Origin of the sequence: Streptomyces sp. NPDC017943 (assembly GCF_044328425.1) — a bacterium.
Lineage (GTDB): Bacteria > Actinomycetota > Actinomycetes > Streptomycetales > Streptomycetaceae > Streptomyces > Streptomyces djakartensis_A.
This window is the reverse complement of record NZ_JBIRHH010000003.1, coordinates 608,436-623,795: the sequence shown is the minus strand read 5'-3', so window position 1 is coordinate 623,795 and position 15,360 is coordinate 608,436. Positions and strand designations below refer to the sequence as shown.

Genomic DNA, 15,360 nt, shown 5'->3' with positions numbered 1-15,360 from the left:
CGCGCCGGGCGAGCCGCTCAGAGCATGTTCCGCATACGGGTGATCTCGCTCGTCTGCTGCGCGATCACCTCGTCCGCCATCTCCTCGACGCGGATGTTGTTGCCCTCCCCCTTCACCTCCGTGGCCATGGTGATCGCCCCCTGGTGATGGGTCGTCATCAAGGTGAGGAAGAGGTGGTCGAACGCGCTGCCCTCGGCCGCGCGGAGCTTCTTCAGCTGGGCCTCGGTCGCCATGCCGGGCATCGCCGCGTGGTCGTGCCGCTCGGCCCTCAGCGGTCTGCCGTACGACTTCAGCCAGCCCTTCATGGCCTCGATCTCCGGCTTCTGCCCGGCCGCGATGCGCTCGGCGATGCGCTCGACGTCCTTCGACTCGGCCCGCTCCTGTACGAGTCCGGTCATCTCCAGCGCCTGCGTGTGGTGCTGGATCATCATGCGGACGTAGGAGACGTCGGCCGAGTTGGGGGAGTCGTTCTCCGCGTGCCGGTCCGCCACCTCCTCGGGGGACAGGGTGCGGTTGGCCTCACCGGGCCCGCCCGGCGCGATCACCGCCGGGCCGTCCGCCGCCTTCTCGTCCGAGCCCGAGTCGCAGCCTCCCGCGCCGAGCACGGTCAGGACTACCAGCCCCGTCACGACGGCGGACGCGCGGGACGTACGGGACGCACGGCGGAAGAGCACAACGACCTCCTGGGGCGGGCGGGTTGGGGCGCACCGCGTGGTGCCGGCGGCGTACTGGCACGCTTCCGCGGGTCATTGATCGCAAAACTTCATTGCGATTCTGTTGCCCCCTATTGGTATGTGCATGGCGAAGACGATACTGCGTGGTGCGTGAACCGTTCCGCAGCGAACGGAACCAGGGAGGAAAACAGTGATCCTGTTGAACGACCGCAGAACACGCCGCAGACGACTGGGAGTCGTCGCAGCCGCCGGCGGAATGCTGGCCGCGCTCCTCACGGCTGCTCCGGCAGGGGCCACCCCCGACCCCGGGGACGCGCCGCCCGCGCCGAAGGAGGTCTCCAGGAACGCCCAGGCCGAGGTGCGCGACGCCATCCGGAACGGCGACATACCCGGCCAGGACGAGATCGTCCGGTCCGACAACATCCGGCACGTGGCGCACGTCCCCAAGGACGCGCTGAAGGGCACCAACTCCGACCTGGCCTTCCAGGGCAGGTACGCCTTCGCCGGCAACTACGACGGCTTCCGCATCTTCGACATCAGCAACCCCAGGGCGCCGAGGACCGTCGCCGAAGTCCTGTGCCCCGGCTCGCAGAACGACATCTCCGTCTCCGGTGACCTGCTGTTCCTGTCCACCGACTCCTCGCGCAGCGACAGCAGTTGCTCCAGCACCACCCAGCCGGCGACCGAGAAGTCCTCGTGGGAGGGCATGAAGGTCTTCGACATCAGCGACAAGCGCAACCCGAGGTACGTCGCCGCCGTCGAGACCGCCTGCGGCTCGCACACCCACACGCTGGTGCCCGAGCGCCGCAACGTGTTCGTGTACGTCTCCTCGTACTCGCCGAACGCCGCCTACCCCGACTGCCAGCCGCCGCACGACGGCATCTCCGTCATCAAGGTGCCGCGCCACGCGCCCGAGAAGGCCCAGGTCGTCGGCTTCCCCGTGCTGTTCCCCGGTGAGGGCCCGGACGGCGGCGGCAACCCGGGCGGCCCGGTCAACCCGGGGGTCTCCAAGACCACGGGCTGCCACGACATCACGGTGCTGCCGTCCGAGGACCTGGCCGCAGGCGCCTGCATGGGCGACGGCATCCTGTTCTCCATCAAGGACCCGGAACGCCCGAAGGTCATCGACCGGGTCCAGGACAACGTCAACTTCGCGTTCTGGCACTCCGCGACGTTCAACCAGAGGGCGAACAAGGTCGTCTTCACCGACGAGCTGGGCGGCGGCGGCGGGGCCACCTGCAACGCCCAGGTCGGCCCGGACCGCGGCGCCGACGGCATCTACGACATCGTCGGCAAGGGCGACAAGCGCAAGCTCGTCTTCCGCAGCTACTTCAAGATCCCCCGCCACCAGGCGGACACCGAGAACTGCGTCGCCCACAACGGCTCGCTCATCCCGGTCAAGGGCAGGGACATCATGGTCCAGGCCTGGTACCAGGGCGGTGTCTCCGTCTGGGAGTTCACCGACTCGGACCGGCCGAAGGAGATCGCCTACTTCGACCGCGGCCCGCTGACCACCGACACGATCACGACGGCCGGCTCCTGGTCGGCGTACTACTACAACGGCTACATCTACTCGAACGAGATCGCCCGGGGCTTCGACGTGCTGAAGGTCGACGACCGGCGCACGGATCCGGCCCGCCGGGTCCACCAGCGTGAGCTCAACGTGCAGACCCAGCCCGACTACTTCGACTGATCCGCCGGGCCGCACCGCGGTGCGGCCCCCGTCGCGAAGAACCGCGACAGATCGTCGTCGCAGTCCCCGCCGGAGGCCCCGGCCTCCGGCGGGAGACCCAGCTCCCAGTCGAGCCGGTAGCGCTTGAACAACTCGGCCCGCAGCACCGGGACCGGCATCGGTACGCCCGGCACCAGGGCCGCGTACACCGCGCCCATCAGCAGGGCCCGCATCATGGGGTAGTCCCGGTCGACGTCCTCGGAACCGTGCCGCGCCATCGTGTCGCGCAGCAGCTCCGCCAGCCGGCGCTGCTCCGGGCACTGCATGAAGCCCTCGGTGTCCAGGATCCCCGCCATGTGCTGGCGCATCAGCACCGGCCGGTCGCGGGCGAGGCCCAGGACGGCGTCGATGGCCCGGGCCATCCGCTCCCGGCCGTCGTCGGTGCGCGGCTCGCGCTCCAGCGCCTCCTCCAGCGTGCGGTGCATCAGCCGGTGCACGGCGGACTGGACCAGCTGCCGCTTGCCCGGGAAGTAGTACGACACCAGACCGCGCGCCGAACCGGCCCGGTCCGCGATGTCGCCGAGCGTGGTGGCCTCGTAGCCGCGCTCGCCCACGAGCTCGACCGCCGCCTGCAGGAGCCGCTCCCGGGAACGCCGCCGCAACTCTTCATTGACCGAGGCGCTGCGCGGGGACATATCCTGTAACTCCTGCGTTGACTGGCTGCCAGCCAACTATACTCGGAGGGTGTCCGGCCGGACCGCTCGGTCCTGGTCGGCGATGCCGTCTGCCTCGGGCGACGCGGGGGATCGTCCGAGGCAGACGTGCGAACGCCCCAGTGGTCGCCCGGGGCTACCACCTCTCGGCCGAACGGCGGGTGCGTCCACGCCGCCCGGGCTCAGCTCACCAGCTCCAGCACGGGCAGCAGTCCGGCGGGCCGGTCGGCCACCGGCAGATGGTCCACGAAGTGCACCGCGCACCCCAGGGCGCCGGCGCCGCCGTCCGCCACGCGGTTGTCCCCGACCATGAGCGTCCTGCGGGGATCGGCCCCCAGCGCCTCGCACGCGGTCGCGAAGAGGCGCGGATCGGGCTTCTGGATACCGTGCTCGAACGACAGGACGTAGGTGTCCACGTAGCGGTCCAGGCCGTGCTCCCGGAAGACCGGCCGGAGGTCCCAGCCGATGTTGCTGACCACCCCCACCGGGATGCCGCGCTCCCCGAGGGCCCGCAGCACCTGCGGGGCGTCCGGGTAGGGGGCCCAGGCGGCCGGGGTCATGTGCCGGTCGTACAGCGCGTCGTGCAGCGCCGGGTCGGGCAGCGGGACCTGGCGGGACAGGCCGGTGTAGGCGGCCCGGTGCAGTGCGGCGCTGCGGTCGCGGACCTGCCAGGTCTCGGCGAGTTCCTCGGGGACCCGGGCCGGATCCCCGCCGCCGGGGAGCGCCCCGACCGCCTCCAGCGCCCGTGCCGCGGCGGTCAACTCGGTGTCGGAGAGCGCGGTCCGGCTGCCCACCATGGCCCCGCGCAGCCAGGCATCGGTGGACTCGACCCGGAAGAGGGTCCCGGAGAAGTCGAACAGCACGGCGTCCATGGGGCGATCTTATGAGGCGCCGCCCCACGCCCGTCGGTGATTGCGGAGGCCGATGGGCGGGGCCCGCCGGGCGCGACGGGGCCGGGCGGTGACCGGCCGGGCGGGGAACCGCTCAGCCCTGCGCGTCCATCCGCCCCGGCTGCCACCGGGCGTGCGCCCACACCGCCAGGGCCACGACCGTCGCACCCAGCAGCCAGCCGCCCATCACGTCCGACGGCCAGTGCACGCCCAGCCAGATCCGGGTCAGGCCCACGCCCACCACGGAGACGACGGCCACGGCCAGGGCCGTGCGCCACACCGCGCGGGTGACGCCGTGGCGGTGCAGGAGCCACAGCAGCAGTCCGCACACCACGGTGGCGGTCATCGCGTGACCCGACGGGAAGGCCGCGTAGTGGGCCGAGTCGACCGGGTCGGGCCACACGGGGCGAGGCCGGTCCACGGCCGCCTTGACGCCCTGCTGCAGCAGCGTGCCGAACGCCACGGCCACGGCCAGCCACACCGCCGTCCAGCGTGCCGCGAACCGCACCACCAGCGCCACGACGACGGCCGCGCACAGCAGCCTCATCGTCCACGGGTCCCAGACCCAGTCGGTCAGGATGCGGCACGCCTGGGTGAGGCCGCCCTCCTCGACCGCCCAGCGGTGGGTGGTGGCCGCGATGTCGCCGTCCGCGGTGACGAGAGGACTCCATCTCGCCGCGACGAGGGTCAGCAGCAGGGCCGAGCACACGGCCAGGGCGCCGGCGAGCGTGGCGGTGACGCGGTGCTCCGGGCGGGGCGGGGAGTCCACGGACGAGGTGTGCATACAGCGATAGTCGCCGAACCCGGGGTTCCGAAACCAGCGCGGGGACGATCTCCCGCCACCCGGACGACCTGCTCCGGACGCCTCCCGTCCACCTGGCCCCGGCCCCGGCCCCGGTCAGCCCAGGGCGTGCAGCCCCGGTACGAACGCCAGCAGCACCGGCACCACCGGCACCAGCGCGGCCGCCGCCGTCAGGCGCAGCCGCCGCGAGGGGGACAGGCGGTCCGGGGGAGTGAGCAACCGGTGCACCCGGGCCGGGACATGGGCCTGGGGGGTCGGGCAGGGGCCGAACACGCCCCGGTGTTCGTTCAGTTCGACCAGGGCGAGGGCCGTGGTCAGCCGGCCGAAGCGGCGCGACGCCGTGTCGTCGGCGGCGAGTTCGACCAGGCGGTGCATCTCGTCGCGGAACGCCGCGAACACCGGCACCTGCGGGAAGCCGCCCGCGAGGGCGGAGGAGCAGTTCAGCAGCCAGTCGTGCCGGGCACGGGCGTGACCCTGCTCGTGGGCCAGGACGGCGTCCAGCTGCCGGCCCTTCAGCCGGTGCAACGCCGCCGTGGTCACGACCAGTTGGGCAGGTGTGCCGGGCACCCACCAGGCGTCGGGCCGCTCGCTCTCCAGGACGACGAGCCGACCCGAGACCGCCACCTCGCCCGGCATCAGCGGGGCCCGGACCAGGAGGTCGGCGCGGCGCCGGCGGCGCCGGGCCCGGGCCCGGACGATCTCGCGGACCAGCATCGCCGCGCTCCACAGCCCGGCGCAGGCCAGCGCCACCGCGGTGCTCGCCGCCCAGGTGCCCGCCGTGCCGAGGGCGTAGGCCTCGACGACCGGGCCGGGCGCCGTCGCGAAGACATGCCCGCCGACCGCGTGCCAGGCGGCCGCCGCGCTCAGCGTCATCGACAGCGCGCAGCACACCAGCACGGCCGCCACCACGCACTGCCAGACCCACAGCGCCACCACCGGCTCGCGGTCCGGCCAGTCCGCCCGGGCGAGCAGCCGGGGAGCGACCACGGCCGTCAGGGCGCCGAGCAGCAGCAGCGCCGCGGGGAGCATCATGGCCGCAGCCTATGAGGGCATCACCCACCGGCGGTACGGCTGGCGGGGGCAAAGTGACGCAGGCAACGAATTCCGCAGCCGTCGGCTTGAACTGCTCCGTGGACGGGCGAACCGGCGTGAACCGTGCGGTGTCACAGCGTCAGCAGCATCGCCACCATCGCCATCCCCATGGACAGGCGGCAGGCCCGCGCCAGCTCCGGTCGGTCGCCCCACCTCCTCGCGGGCGTGCCCCGGCCCGCGCCGCCGCTTCCCGCCACGGCCGCGACCGGCACCAGCCGTGTCCCGGCCAGTAGCACGTACCCGGCGAAGTACAACAGCAGCATTCCCGTCAGCAGCGGAACCCCCGAGCCGCCCCCGCCGTGCGCGTGGCCGGGAGACCCCGCCATGACGACGGACATGTAGACCATCGCCCCGGCCCCCACCAGATGGTGCAGGTGGTGCGCCCCGGCCCGCGCGGCCCACAGCGCGTGCAGGCCCGCCGCCCCGAACATCACCGCGTACGCCGGCCAGGCCCACGCGGGCGGTGTGAACGCCGCGGCCGGGACCGCCATGACGGCCATCCCGAAGCCCATCAGCGCCTCACCGCCCGTGGTGCCCCGTTCTCCCTCGGCCCCGGTGCGCATCCGCAGCAGGCAGTAGGCGCCGGTCACCGCGCAGAGCGCCACCAGCAGCCAGCCGGACGATGCCGGTCCGTGCACGCGTACCTCCCCCGATCGGCGGTCGGTCATTCGATGCCCGGGCCGGACGGTGCGCACGCGAGCGCAAGGGTGTACACGGGGAGCGTTCCGGGGAGCACGGCGGACGGGCCACTGATGTTTCACGAGTAAAACACCTGTTAATGTGGAGGGATGAGCACCGCGCCCCCCACCCCCGCCTCCTCGACGACCCCACGGCGTCTCCCGCTGGCGGGAGTGCTGCGCCTCGGCCGGCCCTCCGAGATCTGGTTCAAGCCCGCGCTGAGCGTGGTCGCCGCGATGGCGCCGCCCAACCTGACGCTGCTCGCGCTCGGGCGACTCGACCTGGCGATGTACACGATGGCGGGGTCCCTGTGCGCCCTGTACACCCACAACCGCCCCTACGCGGCCCGGGCCCGGGCCCTGCTGTGGGTAGTGCTGGGCATGGTCGGCGGTCTGGCGGTGGCCCTGATCGCGGCTTCGCTCACCGACAGCGCCGCCCTCCTGGTCACCGTCGGGGCGCTGCTCGCCGCCGCGCAGAAGGTGCTGTGCGACGCCACCCGCGTCGGCCCGCCGGGCAACGTCGTGCTCGCCTTCGTCACCTCGGCGTCCCTGTTCGCGCCGCAGACCCTCGCCCAGGTCCCCGGCCACCTGGCGCTCGCCGCCGCCACCGGCGTCTGGGCCTGGCTGGTCTGCATGGCGCCGGGACTGCTGCGCCCGCACGGCCCGGAGCGACGGGCCACCGCCGCCGCACTGAAGGCGGCCGCCGCCTGCGCCGCCACGGCCGGGACGGACAGCGACGCGGCCCGGGCCCGCGCGGCCGGGTACGCCGCCGTGCAGGCCGCCTGGCAGTCGCTGCTGTCCACCAAGGCCCCCTCGCGCACCCGGCGCGCACTGGAGCGGCTCGTCGTCCGCGCCGAGGTGGCCCTCGTCGCGCCGGCGGAAGCGGACGCCGGGAGGCTGCGCGCCTGGGCCGACGCGCTGCGCGGCAACGGGCCGGTGCCGCGGGCCGGGCTCCCTCCGGCCGCCGCCGAGGAACTGGCCGGCGTCGAGGCGGCCCGGCCGCTGTGGGCCCGCCTCGGCCCGCTGACCCCGCTCGCCGCCCGCACGGCACTCGGCTGCGTGCTCGCCGGCCACGCCTCCCTCGCGCTGGGTGTCGGCCGGCCGTACTGGGCGCTGGTCACGGCCGCCTCGCTCTACCAGGCCAACGTCACCCTGACCTGGAGCCGCGCCGTGCAGCGGGTGGTGGGCAACGTCGCCGGCGTCCTCGTCTTCCTGGCCGTCGTCCCGCTGGCGCACCTGGGCCCGGCGGCCCTGGTGCTGAGCTGCCTCGCGTTCAGCTTCGGCGCCGAGGTGCTGATCAGCCGGAACTACTGGCTGGGCAGCGTGTGCGTGACGCCCATGGCCCTGCTCGTCACGGAGTTCGCCGGGTACCAGGCGCCGGGGGAGCTGATGAAGGAGCGGGTCGTGGACACCGTCGTCGGGGCGCTGGTCGGTCTCGCCGCCGCCGTGGCGGTGACCGACCGCCGCGCGGGCGACCGGGTGGAGCGCGCCCTGGCGGACGCCGACCGGGCCCGCGAGGACGCCGCCCGCCTGCTGGCCGAACCCGACCCCGCCCCGGCCGCCCTGGAATCGGCCCGCCGCGCCCTCGCCGCCGCCCTGGCCGCCCTGCGGGCCACCGCGGACGCCGCGGCCGGGGAGTGGTGGCAGCGGGCGCTGCCCCACGAGAGGGTCGTGCTCACCGAGCGGTCCGGACACCGTACGCTCGCCGCTACGGCACGACGCCAGGGACTGCTCCCGCGGCGGAGCGCGGGCACGGAGACGGAGGACGCACGGGCATGACGCCGACCGAGGGATCGCCACCCGCAGGGAACGGCCCGGGGGCCGGTCCCCGCCAGGGAGCCGGAGCCGGGCCGGGCGCGGGGGAACGGCCGTCCGCGGTGGACCGGGCCGCCGGCACCGCGCGGGGCGGTCCCGCCGGTGAGGGCTCGGTCGCCGGGCACCGGCCCGCGCGCGCCCCCCGAGCGGGCGACGGCACGGCGTCCGGTCCGGCCCCCGCCCGCCGGGGCGACACCGTGGCCGCGGTCGTCCACCAGTGGCGGTCGGTGCATCCCGAGCTGGACACCGGCCCGATGGAGGTCATCGGGCGGATCAACCGCTGCGCCGCGCTCCTCCAGCAGGCCGAGGACGCGCCCCTGCGCCGGGCGGGGCTCAGCCGGCCGGAGTTCGACCTGCTCGGCGCGCTGCGCCGGACCGGGCACGAGCTGACCCCCGGGGAACTGGCCCGGGAGACGTTCTCCTCCGGGGCCGCCGTCACCAAGCGGCTGAAGCAGCTCGCCGAGCGCGGCCTGGTCGAGCGCCGCGGCGACGACCGCGACCGCCGGGTGGTCCATCTCCGCCTCACCGACGCCGGGCGTGACCTGGTCGACGCCATCCTCCCCTCCCAGCTCGCCTACGAGGCCGCCGCGCTGTCCGGCCTCGACGCCCCCGAGCAGGGCGAGCTGGCCGCACTGCTGGGGGACCTGCTCGGCCAGCTGGAAGGCCGCCTGGGCGCGCTGCGACCCTGAGACCACCACGGGCACGGGGGCTCGGGGCCACGGGGCACCGGGTACGAGGCACGGGGGCGCCGGGGCCGGGGCGCCGGGTTCCGCTCCCGCTCGCCTGGAACGCGTACTCCGCTAGAACTCGTACTCCGCCGGATACACCCCGAACATCGCCCCCTGCGGGTCCCGCAGCACCGCGATGCGCGGGCCGTCGGGCACGGACGTCGGGACCATCAGGACGGTGCCGTGCCGCTGGACGACGGCGGTCGCCCCGTCCACGTCGTCGACGGCGAAGTAGGGCAGCCAGTGCGGCGGCACCTCCGGCGGGAACTTGTCGTCCATCGTCACCATGCCGCCGAAGTCCGCGCCGTCCAGTCCCCACTGCGTGTAGCGGTCCGAGGCGCTGACGCCCCAGCCGAACACGCGCCCGTAGAACGCCACGGACTGCTCGGGGTCGCGGGTGAACAGCTCCACCCAGCCCAGCGCGCCGGGCGCGTTGAACAGCCCGGCGCCCGGGAAGGCCCCCGCCTGCCAGAGCTGGAACACGGCGCCCCCCGGGTCGGCGGCCACCACGAAGCGGCCCGCGTCGAACACGTCCACCGGGCCCAGCAGCACCACCCCGCCCGCCTCCGTCACCGCACGGGCCGCGGCGTCCGCGTCCGTCACGGCGAACGCCACGTTCCACGCCACCGGCTGGGACGGCTGGTAGAGGGGAGCGAGGGCGGCGACGGCCGCGTCCCCGAGGTGGGCGACGGTGTAGCCGCCCGCCTCCGGGCGGGGGTCGGTCTCGGGCCGCCAGCCGAACAGGCGCGTGTAGAACCGCCGGGCCGCCTCCAGGTCGCTGGTGCCCAGCTCCGCCCAGCAGGGCCCGCCGGTCACCGGTGCGTCGAGCTTCATGGCGTTCCTTCCGCAGGAGACGACCCCCTCCAGCACGCTAAGCCGCCGCCGGGAGCGGGTGCCATCCGGGGACGCTGGTGGGGCACCGGGCGCCGGCCGCCTCAGATGCCCGGCCGGTGGCGCATCGGGTGGTCCGCCGGGACCTCGACCAGGACGATCGGGATGCCGTCCGGATCGGCGATCCACATCTCGATCAGCCCCCAGGGCTCGCGCACCGGGGGCCGCACGATCTCCACGCCCTCGGCGCGCAGTTCCTCCTCGGCCGCCGCCGCGTCGTCCACCTGGAGCCACAGCCGCACCGACGGCTCCTGGCGGGAGGCGGCCCGGCCGGACACCTCCAGGAAGCCGCCGCCGAGGAAGTAGACCGTGCCACGCTCGGGACCCGTGCCGAACTCCCGGTACACGGCGAGGCCCAGCTGCCCGCCGTAGAAGGCCCGGGACCGCTCGGGGTCGGTGGGGCGGAGCAGGACGCGGCTGCCGAGTACATGCACCATGCGGCGGAGCCTACCGGCGGGGTTACGCTCGTCCCTGCCCGAGCCGCGCCAGCAAAAGACGGAGACGTACGCCCATGGAGACCGCCGCCACCGCACTGACCTTCCGGGACGCCACGGACGCCGACGTGGACGAACTGGTCGCGCTGATCGAGTCGGCGTACCGGGGCGACTCCAGCCGGGCCGGGTGGACCACCGAGGCGGACATCCTGGAAGGGCAGCGGACCGACCCGGACGGTGTGCTGGAGGTCATCAAGTCGCCCGACAGCCGGCTCCTGACCGTGGAGCGCGACGGCCGGATCGTCGCCTGCTGCCAGCTGGAGCACCAGGGCGGGCACGCCTACTTCGGGATGTTCGCGGTCAGCCCCGCGCTCCAGGGCGCCGGGCTGGGCAAGCTGATCATCGCGGAGGCGGAGCGGCAGGCCCGGGAGACCTGGGGCGTGACGGAGATGCAGATGACGGTGATCTCCGTGCGGGAGGACCTGATCGCCTGGTACGAGCGGCGCGGCTACCGCCGCACGGGCCGGACCACCCCCTTCCCGTACGGCGACGAGCGGTTCGGTGTCCCGCAGCGCGACGACCTGGAGTTCGAGCTGCTGGTGAAGCGGCTCGGCTAGCGCGGCGAGCGGCCCCGGGCCCGCCGGGACCGGCCCTACGCCGTGAAACGGCCCGTGCGCTTGATGTCCGGGTGGTCGGTGGTCGCGCCGTCGAGGCCGAACGCCCGGACCAGGCGCAGGTGGTCCTGCGTGTTCACCACCCAGCCCAGGATGCGCAGGTCGGCCGCGCGGGCCCGTTCCACGATCTCCAGGGTGAGCCGGCGGATGTTCAGGCAGACGGTCGCCGCCCCCACCGCCACCGCGCGGTCGACGACGTCGGTGCCGTAGCGGCTGGCCACGAGCGCGGTGCGCACCCCGGGCACCAGACGGGCGATCTCGGCCACCGCCTCGTCGTGGAACGAGGACACCTCCACCCGGCCGGCCAGCCCGCGCGCGTTCATCACCTCCGCGAGGGCGCGCGCCGCCTGCACGTCCTTGATCTCCGCCTGGAGGGGCGCCCGCACGGCCTCCAGAACCTCCTCGAAGACCGGCACCCGCTCGCCCCGGCCCGCGTCCAGGGTCCGCAGCTCCGCGAGGGTCTTCTCGGCGATCGCCCCGGTGCCGTCGGTGGTGCGGTCCACGTCCGCGTCGTGCATGACGACGAGCGCGCCGTCCTTGCTCAGGTGCAGATCGAGTTCGATGGCGTCGAGCCCCGCCTCCTGGGCGGCGACGAACGACCGGAGGGTGTTCTCGGGCTCCACACCCATGACTCCGCGGTGACCGATCGTGAGGAAGTTCAAGACACCACTCTCTTCCGTCGACAGGCGGCTGTGGGGGCCTGACGGCCCACCCGACCGTATCGCCTGGACAGGCCCTGCGCGCAGAGGTGCGGGCATGCCCGTCGCGGGCCCGGGCACACGCATGGTCGACAGGAAAAAGTGCGGTGAAGGACCGGGTGAGGCAGGATATTTTCCCGAGGCGACCCTTGCTGGACGGAACCTCGTGTGTATACGGTCTGCATACGTGAGATTCTCCCGTGGAGGGTGTGACATGACGGAAATTCTTGTGCAAGTGGGTTCGGAGGAGACGGTTCCTCCCGTGGCCAGGGTGGTGGAGCACCCGGCGTGGCCCGTGCTCAAGGATGCCGTGGAGCGGATACGGCCCTGGCAGTCGAAGGACGGGTCGATCGACTTCGGCGCCGAGGGCGCGCCCGGTACGGCCGACGCCGAGCTCGCCGTCCGCGAGGTCGTCGACGCGGTCCTGGAGCTCTCCCCGCTGCTCCCGCACGACCGCGCCTACCACGAGGCCCTGGCCAAGGATCTGACCCGGTGGGCCGACGGCGGTTTCAAGGTGCCGGACTTCCTCGACTCGCTGCTGGCCTTCCAGCCCGCCGCGCACCGGGCGGACGGCCTCCAGCACCTGGTCGTCTTCCCGATGTACACGCAGAACGGCAACCCGGACCGCAACCTCGAAGCGGTCGTGCTGCGCATGGTCTGGCCGGACTGGCTGGCCGAGCTGGAGCGCACCCGTTACGACAACCCGCTGTTCTGCGGCATCACGTTCGAGGACTTCACGGCCGGCTACGACACCAACTCGGCCGTCCTCTTCCCCGAGACGATCGCCGTGCGCGAGGCCCCCGAGCGGTTCACCTGGGGCGGCATCTTCTGCGACCGCGAGGCGGCCCGCTTCCGGCGCGTCACCGACGCCGCCGTCGACATCCTGGGCCTGGAGCTGCCCGAGGACGTGGCCGCGATGGTCCACGACCAGAAGCGCTGCGAGGAGGCCTTCGTCCTGTGGGACATGGTCCACGACCGCACCCACAGCCACGGCGACCTGCCCTTCGACCCGTTCATGATCAAGCAGCGCCAGCCGTTCTGGATGTACGGCCTGGAGGAGCTGCGCTGCGACCTCACCGCCTTCAAGGAGGCCGTGAAGCTCGCCCAGGAGGGCGTCCCGCAGGCCCGTGACGTGCAGGTCGCGGTCCTCTTCGACCGCATGTTCCGCTTCCCCGTCACCGGTGAGCGCGTGCGCAACTACGACGGCCTCGGCGGCCAGCTCCTCTTCGCGTACCTGCACAAGCACGACGTCGTCCGCTGGACCGACAACAAGCTCACCATCGACTGGGAGCGGGCCCCGCAGGTCACCAACCAGCTGTGCGGCGAGATCGAGCAGCTGTACCGCGACGGCATCGACCGTCCCAAGCTCGTCCACTGGTTCGCCGGCTACGAGCTCGTCTCCACCTATCTCTCCCCGCACCCGGGCTCCAAGTGGGCCAAGGGTCCCGACGCCCTGGACCTGACGCAGCCGCCGCGCAAGCTCGTCGATGACGTGCTTCCGGACGAGTTTCCGCTGAGCATGTTCTATGAGGCACTGTCCAAGAAGCTGAAGAACGTGATCGCCTCCACCAAGGGCATCACGGCGGACAGCACCGAGCGGATCGCCGCGTGAGCGATCGGCGTACCGAGAACACTGCTCAGGAGGCGAAGAACATGGCGGGGAACGGGGCGCTCAGCGGTGCGGTGATCGCGGTGGCCGGAGCGGGCGGGCCCGCGGGCCGGGCCGCACTGCTCAGGCTGGCCGAGGCGGGAGCCACCGTCATCGGCTCGGACAACGATCCGGAGCGGCTGGCGGAAGCCGTCGACGCGGCGGGCTACGCCACCGGCGGCGCGACCGTCACCGGTGACACGGTCGACCTGCTCGACCTGCAGGCCACCCGTGACTGGGCCGACCGCATCGAGAAGGACTTCGGCCGCGTCGACGGCCTGGTCCACCTCGTCGGCGGCTGGCGCGGCAGCGAGACCTTCACCAGGACCAGCCTCGACGACTGGGACTTCCTGGAGATGCTGCTGGTGCGCACCGTGCAGCACACCTCGCTCGCCTTCCACGAGGCGCTCCAGCGCAGCGACCGCGGGCGCTACGTGCTGATCAGCGCCGCGGGGGCCAGCAAGCCCACCGCGGGCAACGCCGCCTACGCCGCCGGCAAGGCGGCCGCGGAGGCGTGGACGCTGGCCATGGCCGACTTCTTCCGCAAGGCCGGGGGCCCCGAGGGCCCGACCTCGGCGGCTGCGATCCTGGTGGTGAAGGCGCTGGTGCACGACGCCATGCGCGCCGACCGCCCCAACGCGAAGTTCGCGGGCTTCACCGACGTCAAGGACCTGGCCGAGGCCATCACCGAGGTCTGGGACAAGCCCGCCGCCGAAGTGAACGGAAAACGTCTGTGGCTCACCGAGAAGCCGTGAACCCGCCGAAGACCGACGCACGACGCCACCACGACCCGGACATCCGCGGTTTCGCCAGCGACAACTACGCCGGCGTCCACCCGGAGGTGCTCGCCGCCCTGGCCGTGGCCAATGGCGGGCACCAGGTCGCCTACGGCGAGGACGTGTACACCGAGAACCTGCAGCACCTCGTGCGCAGCCACTTCGGGCCGACGGCCGAGGCGTTCCCGGTCTTCAACGGCACAGGAGCCAACGTCGTCGCCCTCCAGGCTGTCACCGACCGCTGGGGCGCGGTGATCTGCGCCGAGAGCGCGCACATCAACGTCGACGAGTGCGGCGCGCCCGAGCGCGTCGGCGGCCTGAAGCTGCTCACCGTCCCGACGCCCGACGGCAAGCTCACCCCCGAGCTGATCGACCGGCAGGCGTACGGCTGGGACGACGAGCACCGCGCGATGCCGCAGGTCGTGTCGATCACCCAGGCCACCGAGCTGGGCACGGTCTACACGCCCGAGGAGATACGGGCGCTGTGCGACCACGCCCACGCGCACGGCATGAAGGTGCACCTGGACGGCTCCCGGCTGGCCAACGCCGCCGCCACCCTGGACGTCCCCATGCGGACGCTCACCAGCGCGGCCGGCGTCGACCTGCTCTCCCTGGGCGGCACCAAGAACGGCGCCCTGTTCGGCGAGGCGGTCGTGGTGATCGACCAGGACGCCGTGAGCCACATGAAACACCTGCGCAAGCTGTCCATGCAGCTCGCCTCGAAGATGCGGTTCGTGTCGGTGCAGCTGGAGGCCCTGCTCGCCCGGGACCTGTGGCTGCGCAACGCCCGGCACGCCAACGAGATGGCCCAGCGCCTGGCCGAGGGCGTGCGCTCGGTGCACGGGGTGGAGGTCCTCTACCCGGTGCAGGCCAACGCGGTGTTCGCCCGGCTGCCGCACGACGTGAGCGAGCGCCTGCAGAAGCGGTTCCGCTTCTACTTCTGGGACGAGACGGCGGGCGACGTCCGCTGGATGTGCTCCTTCGACACGACCGAGGACGACGTGGACGCGTTCCTCGCGGCGCTCAAGGAAGAGATGGCCCGCTAGCGAGCGGGGATCCGCGGTACTCACGGATCCGGGCGTGCGCCCCCCCCCCCCCCCGGGGGCGCGGCGGGCGCCACCCCGCGCCGGGCGCGGCCCCCCGCGGGGGGGCGGGGGGGGCCGGCCACGCGGGTAC

General features: G+C 73.3%; 16 protein-coding genes. 7 read left to right on the top strand and 9 right to left on the bottom strand.

All coding sequences use genetic code 11. From position 1 onward, the window contains the following. Nucleotides 1-17: 17 nt before the first annotated feature. Nucleotides 18-674, bottom strand: a complete 657-nt coding sequence (locus tag ACH4C6_RS12250) for a DUF305 domain-containing protein (RefSeq protein ID WP_398108486.1) — start codon at nt 672-674, stop codon at nt 18-20. Nucleotides 675-864: 190 nt separating this feature from the next. On the opposite strand from ACH4C6_RS12250, the gene ACH4C6_RS12245 reads away from it, so the two are divergent. Continuing rightward, on the top strand, nt 865-2,367 hold the full coding sequence (locus ACH4C6_RS12245) for an LVIVD repeat-containing protein (protein ID WP_398108485.1): 1,503 nt from the start codon (nt 865-867) through the stop codon (nt 2,365-2,367). Here ACH4C6_RS12245 and ACH4C6_RS12240 read toward each other — a convergent pair. The 5 genes from ACH4C6_RS12240 to ACH4C6_RS12220 form a co-directional block, all read right to left on the bottom strand. Then, nucleotides 2,355-3,041, bottom strand: coding sequence for a TetR/AcrR family transcriptional regulator (locus tag ACH4C6_RS12240; protein ID WP_398108484.1), 687 nt, complete (start codon nt 3,039-3,041; stop codon nt 2,355-2,357). The two genes, ACH4C6_RS12245 and ACH4C6_RS12240, sit on opposite strands and share 13 nt — an antisense overlap. Nucleotides 3,042-3,241: 200 nt before the next feature. Continuing rightward, on the bottom strand, nt 3,242-3,931 hold the full coding sequence (locus tag ACH4C6_RS12235) for an HAD family hydrolase (protein WP_398108483.1): 690 nt from the start codon (nt 3,929-3,931) through the stop codon (nt 3,242-3,244). A gap of 112 nt (nt 3,932-4,043) precedes the next feature. Then, entirely contained in the window at nt 4,044-4,733 is a 690-nt protein-coding gene (locus tag ACH4C6_RS12230) for a phosphatase PAP2 family protein (protein WP_398108482.1), read from the bottom strand. Nucleotides 4,734-4,847: 114 nt separating this feature from the next. Continuing rightward, nucleotides 4,848-5,783: a M56 family metallopeptidase gene (locus ACH4C6_RS12225; RefSeq protein ID WP_398108481.1), complete on the bottom strand. Its 936-nt coding sequence runs from the start codon at nt 5,781-5,783 to the stop codon at nt 4,848-4,850. Nucleotides 5,784-5,914: 131 nt separating this feature from the next. Next, a complete protein-coding gene (locus tag ACH4C6_RS12220; RefSeq protein WP_398108480.1) occupies nt 5,915-6,481 on the bottom strand; it encodes a DUF5134 domain-containing protein in 567 nt (188 codons plus the stop codon). A 150-nt stretch (nt 6,482-6,631) separates the two neighbouring features. Between ACH4C6_RS12220 and ACH4C6_RS12215 the strand changes: the two genes are divergently transcribed. Both ACH4C6_RS12215 and ACH4C6_RS12210 read left to right on the top strand, forming a co-directional pair. After that, the gene (locus ACH4C6_RS12215; RefSeq protein ID WP_398108479.1) at nt 6,632-8,299 is read left to right on the top strand and encodes an FUSC family protein; all 1,668 of its coding nucleotides are present in this window, start codon (nt 6,632-6,634) and stop codon (nt 8,297-8,299) included. Nucleotides 8,300-8,532: 233 nt separating this feature from the next. Continuing rightward, complete coding sequence (locus ACH4C6_RS12210) at nt 8,533-9,024, top strand: MarR family winged helix-turn-helix transcriptional regulator (RefSeq protein WP_398108717.1); 492 nt, start codon at nt 8,533-8,535, stop codon at nt 9,022-9,024. 111 nt (nt 9,025-9,135) lie between these two features. On the opposite strand, the gene ACH4C6_RS12205 is transcribed toward ACH4C6_RS12210, so the two are convergent. Both ACH4C6_RS12205 and ACH4C6_RS12200 read right to left on the bottom strand, forming a co-directional pair. Beyond that, complete coding sequence (locus ACH4C6_RS12205; protein ID WP_398108478.1) at nt 9,136-9,897, bottom strand: VOC family protein; 762 nt, start codon at nt 9,895-9,897, stop codon at nt 9,136-9,138. A 101-nt stretch (nt 9,898-9,998) separates the two neighbouring features. Next, nucleotides 9,999-10,391, bottom strand: coding sequence for a VOC family protein (locus tag ACH4C6_RS12200; RefSeq protein ID WP_398108477.1), 393 nt, complete (start codon nt 10,389-10,391; stop codon nt 9,999-10,001). A 74-nt stretch (nt 10,392-10,465) separates the two neighbouring features. On the opposite strand from ACH4C6_RS12200, the gene ACH4C6_RS12195 reads away from it, so the two are divergent. Further along, nucleotides 10,466-11,005: a GNAT family N-acetyltransferase gene (locus ACH4C6_RS12195; RefSeq protein ID WP_398108476.1), complete on the top strand. Its 540-nt coding sequence runs from the start codon at nt 10,466-10,468 to the stop codon at nt 11,003-11,005. 35 nt (nt 11,006-11,040) lie between these two features. On the opposite strand, the gene ACH4C6_RS12190 is transcribed toward ACH4C6_RS12195, so the two are convergent. Beyond that, entirely contained in the window at nt 11,041-11,724 is a 684-nt protein-coding gene (locus ACH4C6_RS12190) for a glycerophosphodiester phosphodiesterase (RefSeq protein WP_398108475.1), read from the bottom strand. Between the two features lie 250 nt (nt 11,725-11,974). Between ACH4C6_RS12190 and ACH4C6_RS12185 the strand changes: the two genes are divergently transcribed. Genes ACH4C6_RS12185 through ACH4C6_RS12175 form a run of 3 tightly spaced genes read left to right on the top strand, consistent with a single transcriptional unit; the run spans nt 11,975 to nt 15,230 of the window. Continuing rightward, nucleotides 11,975-13,372, top strand: a complete 1,398-nt coding sequence (locus ACH4C6_RS12185; protein WP_398108474.1) for a DUF6421 family protein — start codon at nt 11,975-11,977, stop codon at nt 13,370-13,372. A gap of 41 nt (nt 13,373-13,413) precedes the next feature. Next, nucleotides 13,414-14,163, top strand: coding sequence for an SDR family NAD(P)-dependent oxidoreductase (locus tag ACH4C6_RS12180; RefSeq protein ID WP_398108716.1), 750 nt, complete (start codon nt 13,414-13,416; stop codon nt 14,161-14,163). Next, nucleotides 14,160-15,230, top strand: a complete 1,071-nt coding sequence (locus ACH4C6_RS12175) for a threonine aldolase family protein (RefSeq protein WP_398108473.1) — start codon at nt 14,160-14,162, stop codon at nt 15,228-15,230. Before ACH4C6_RS12180 ends, ACH4C6_RS12175 begins: the two co-directional genes overlap by 4 nt. Nucleotides 15,231-15,360 lie beyond the last annotated feature (130 nt).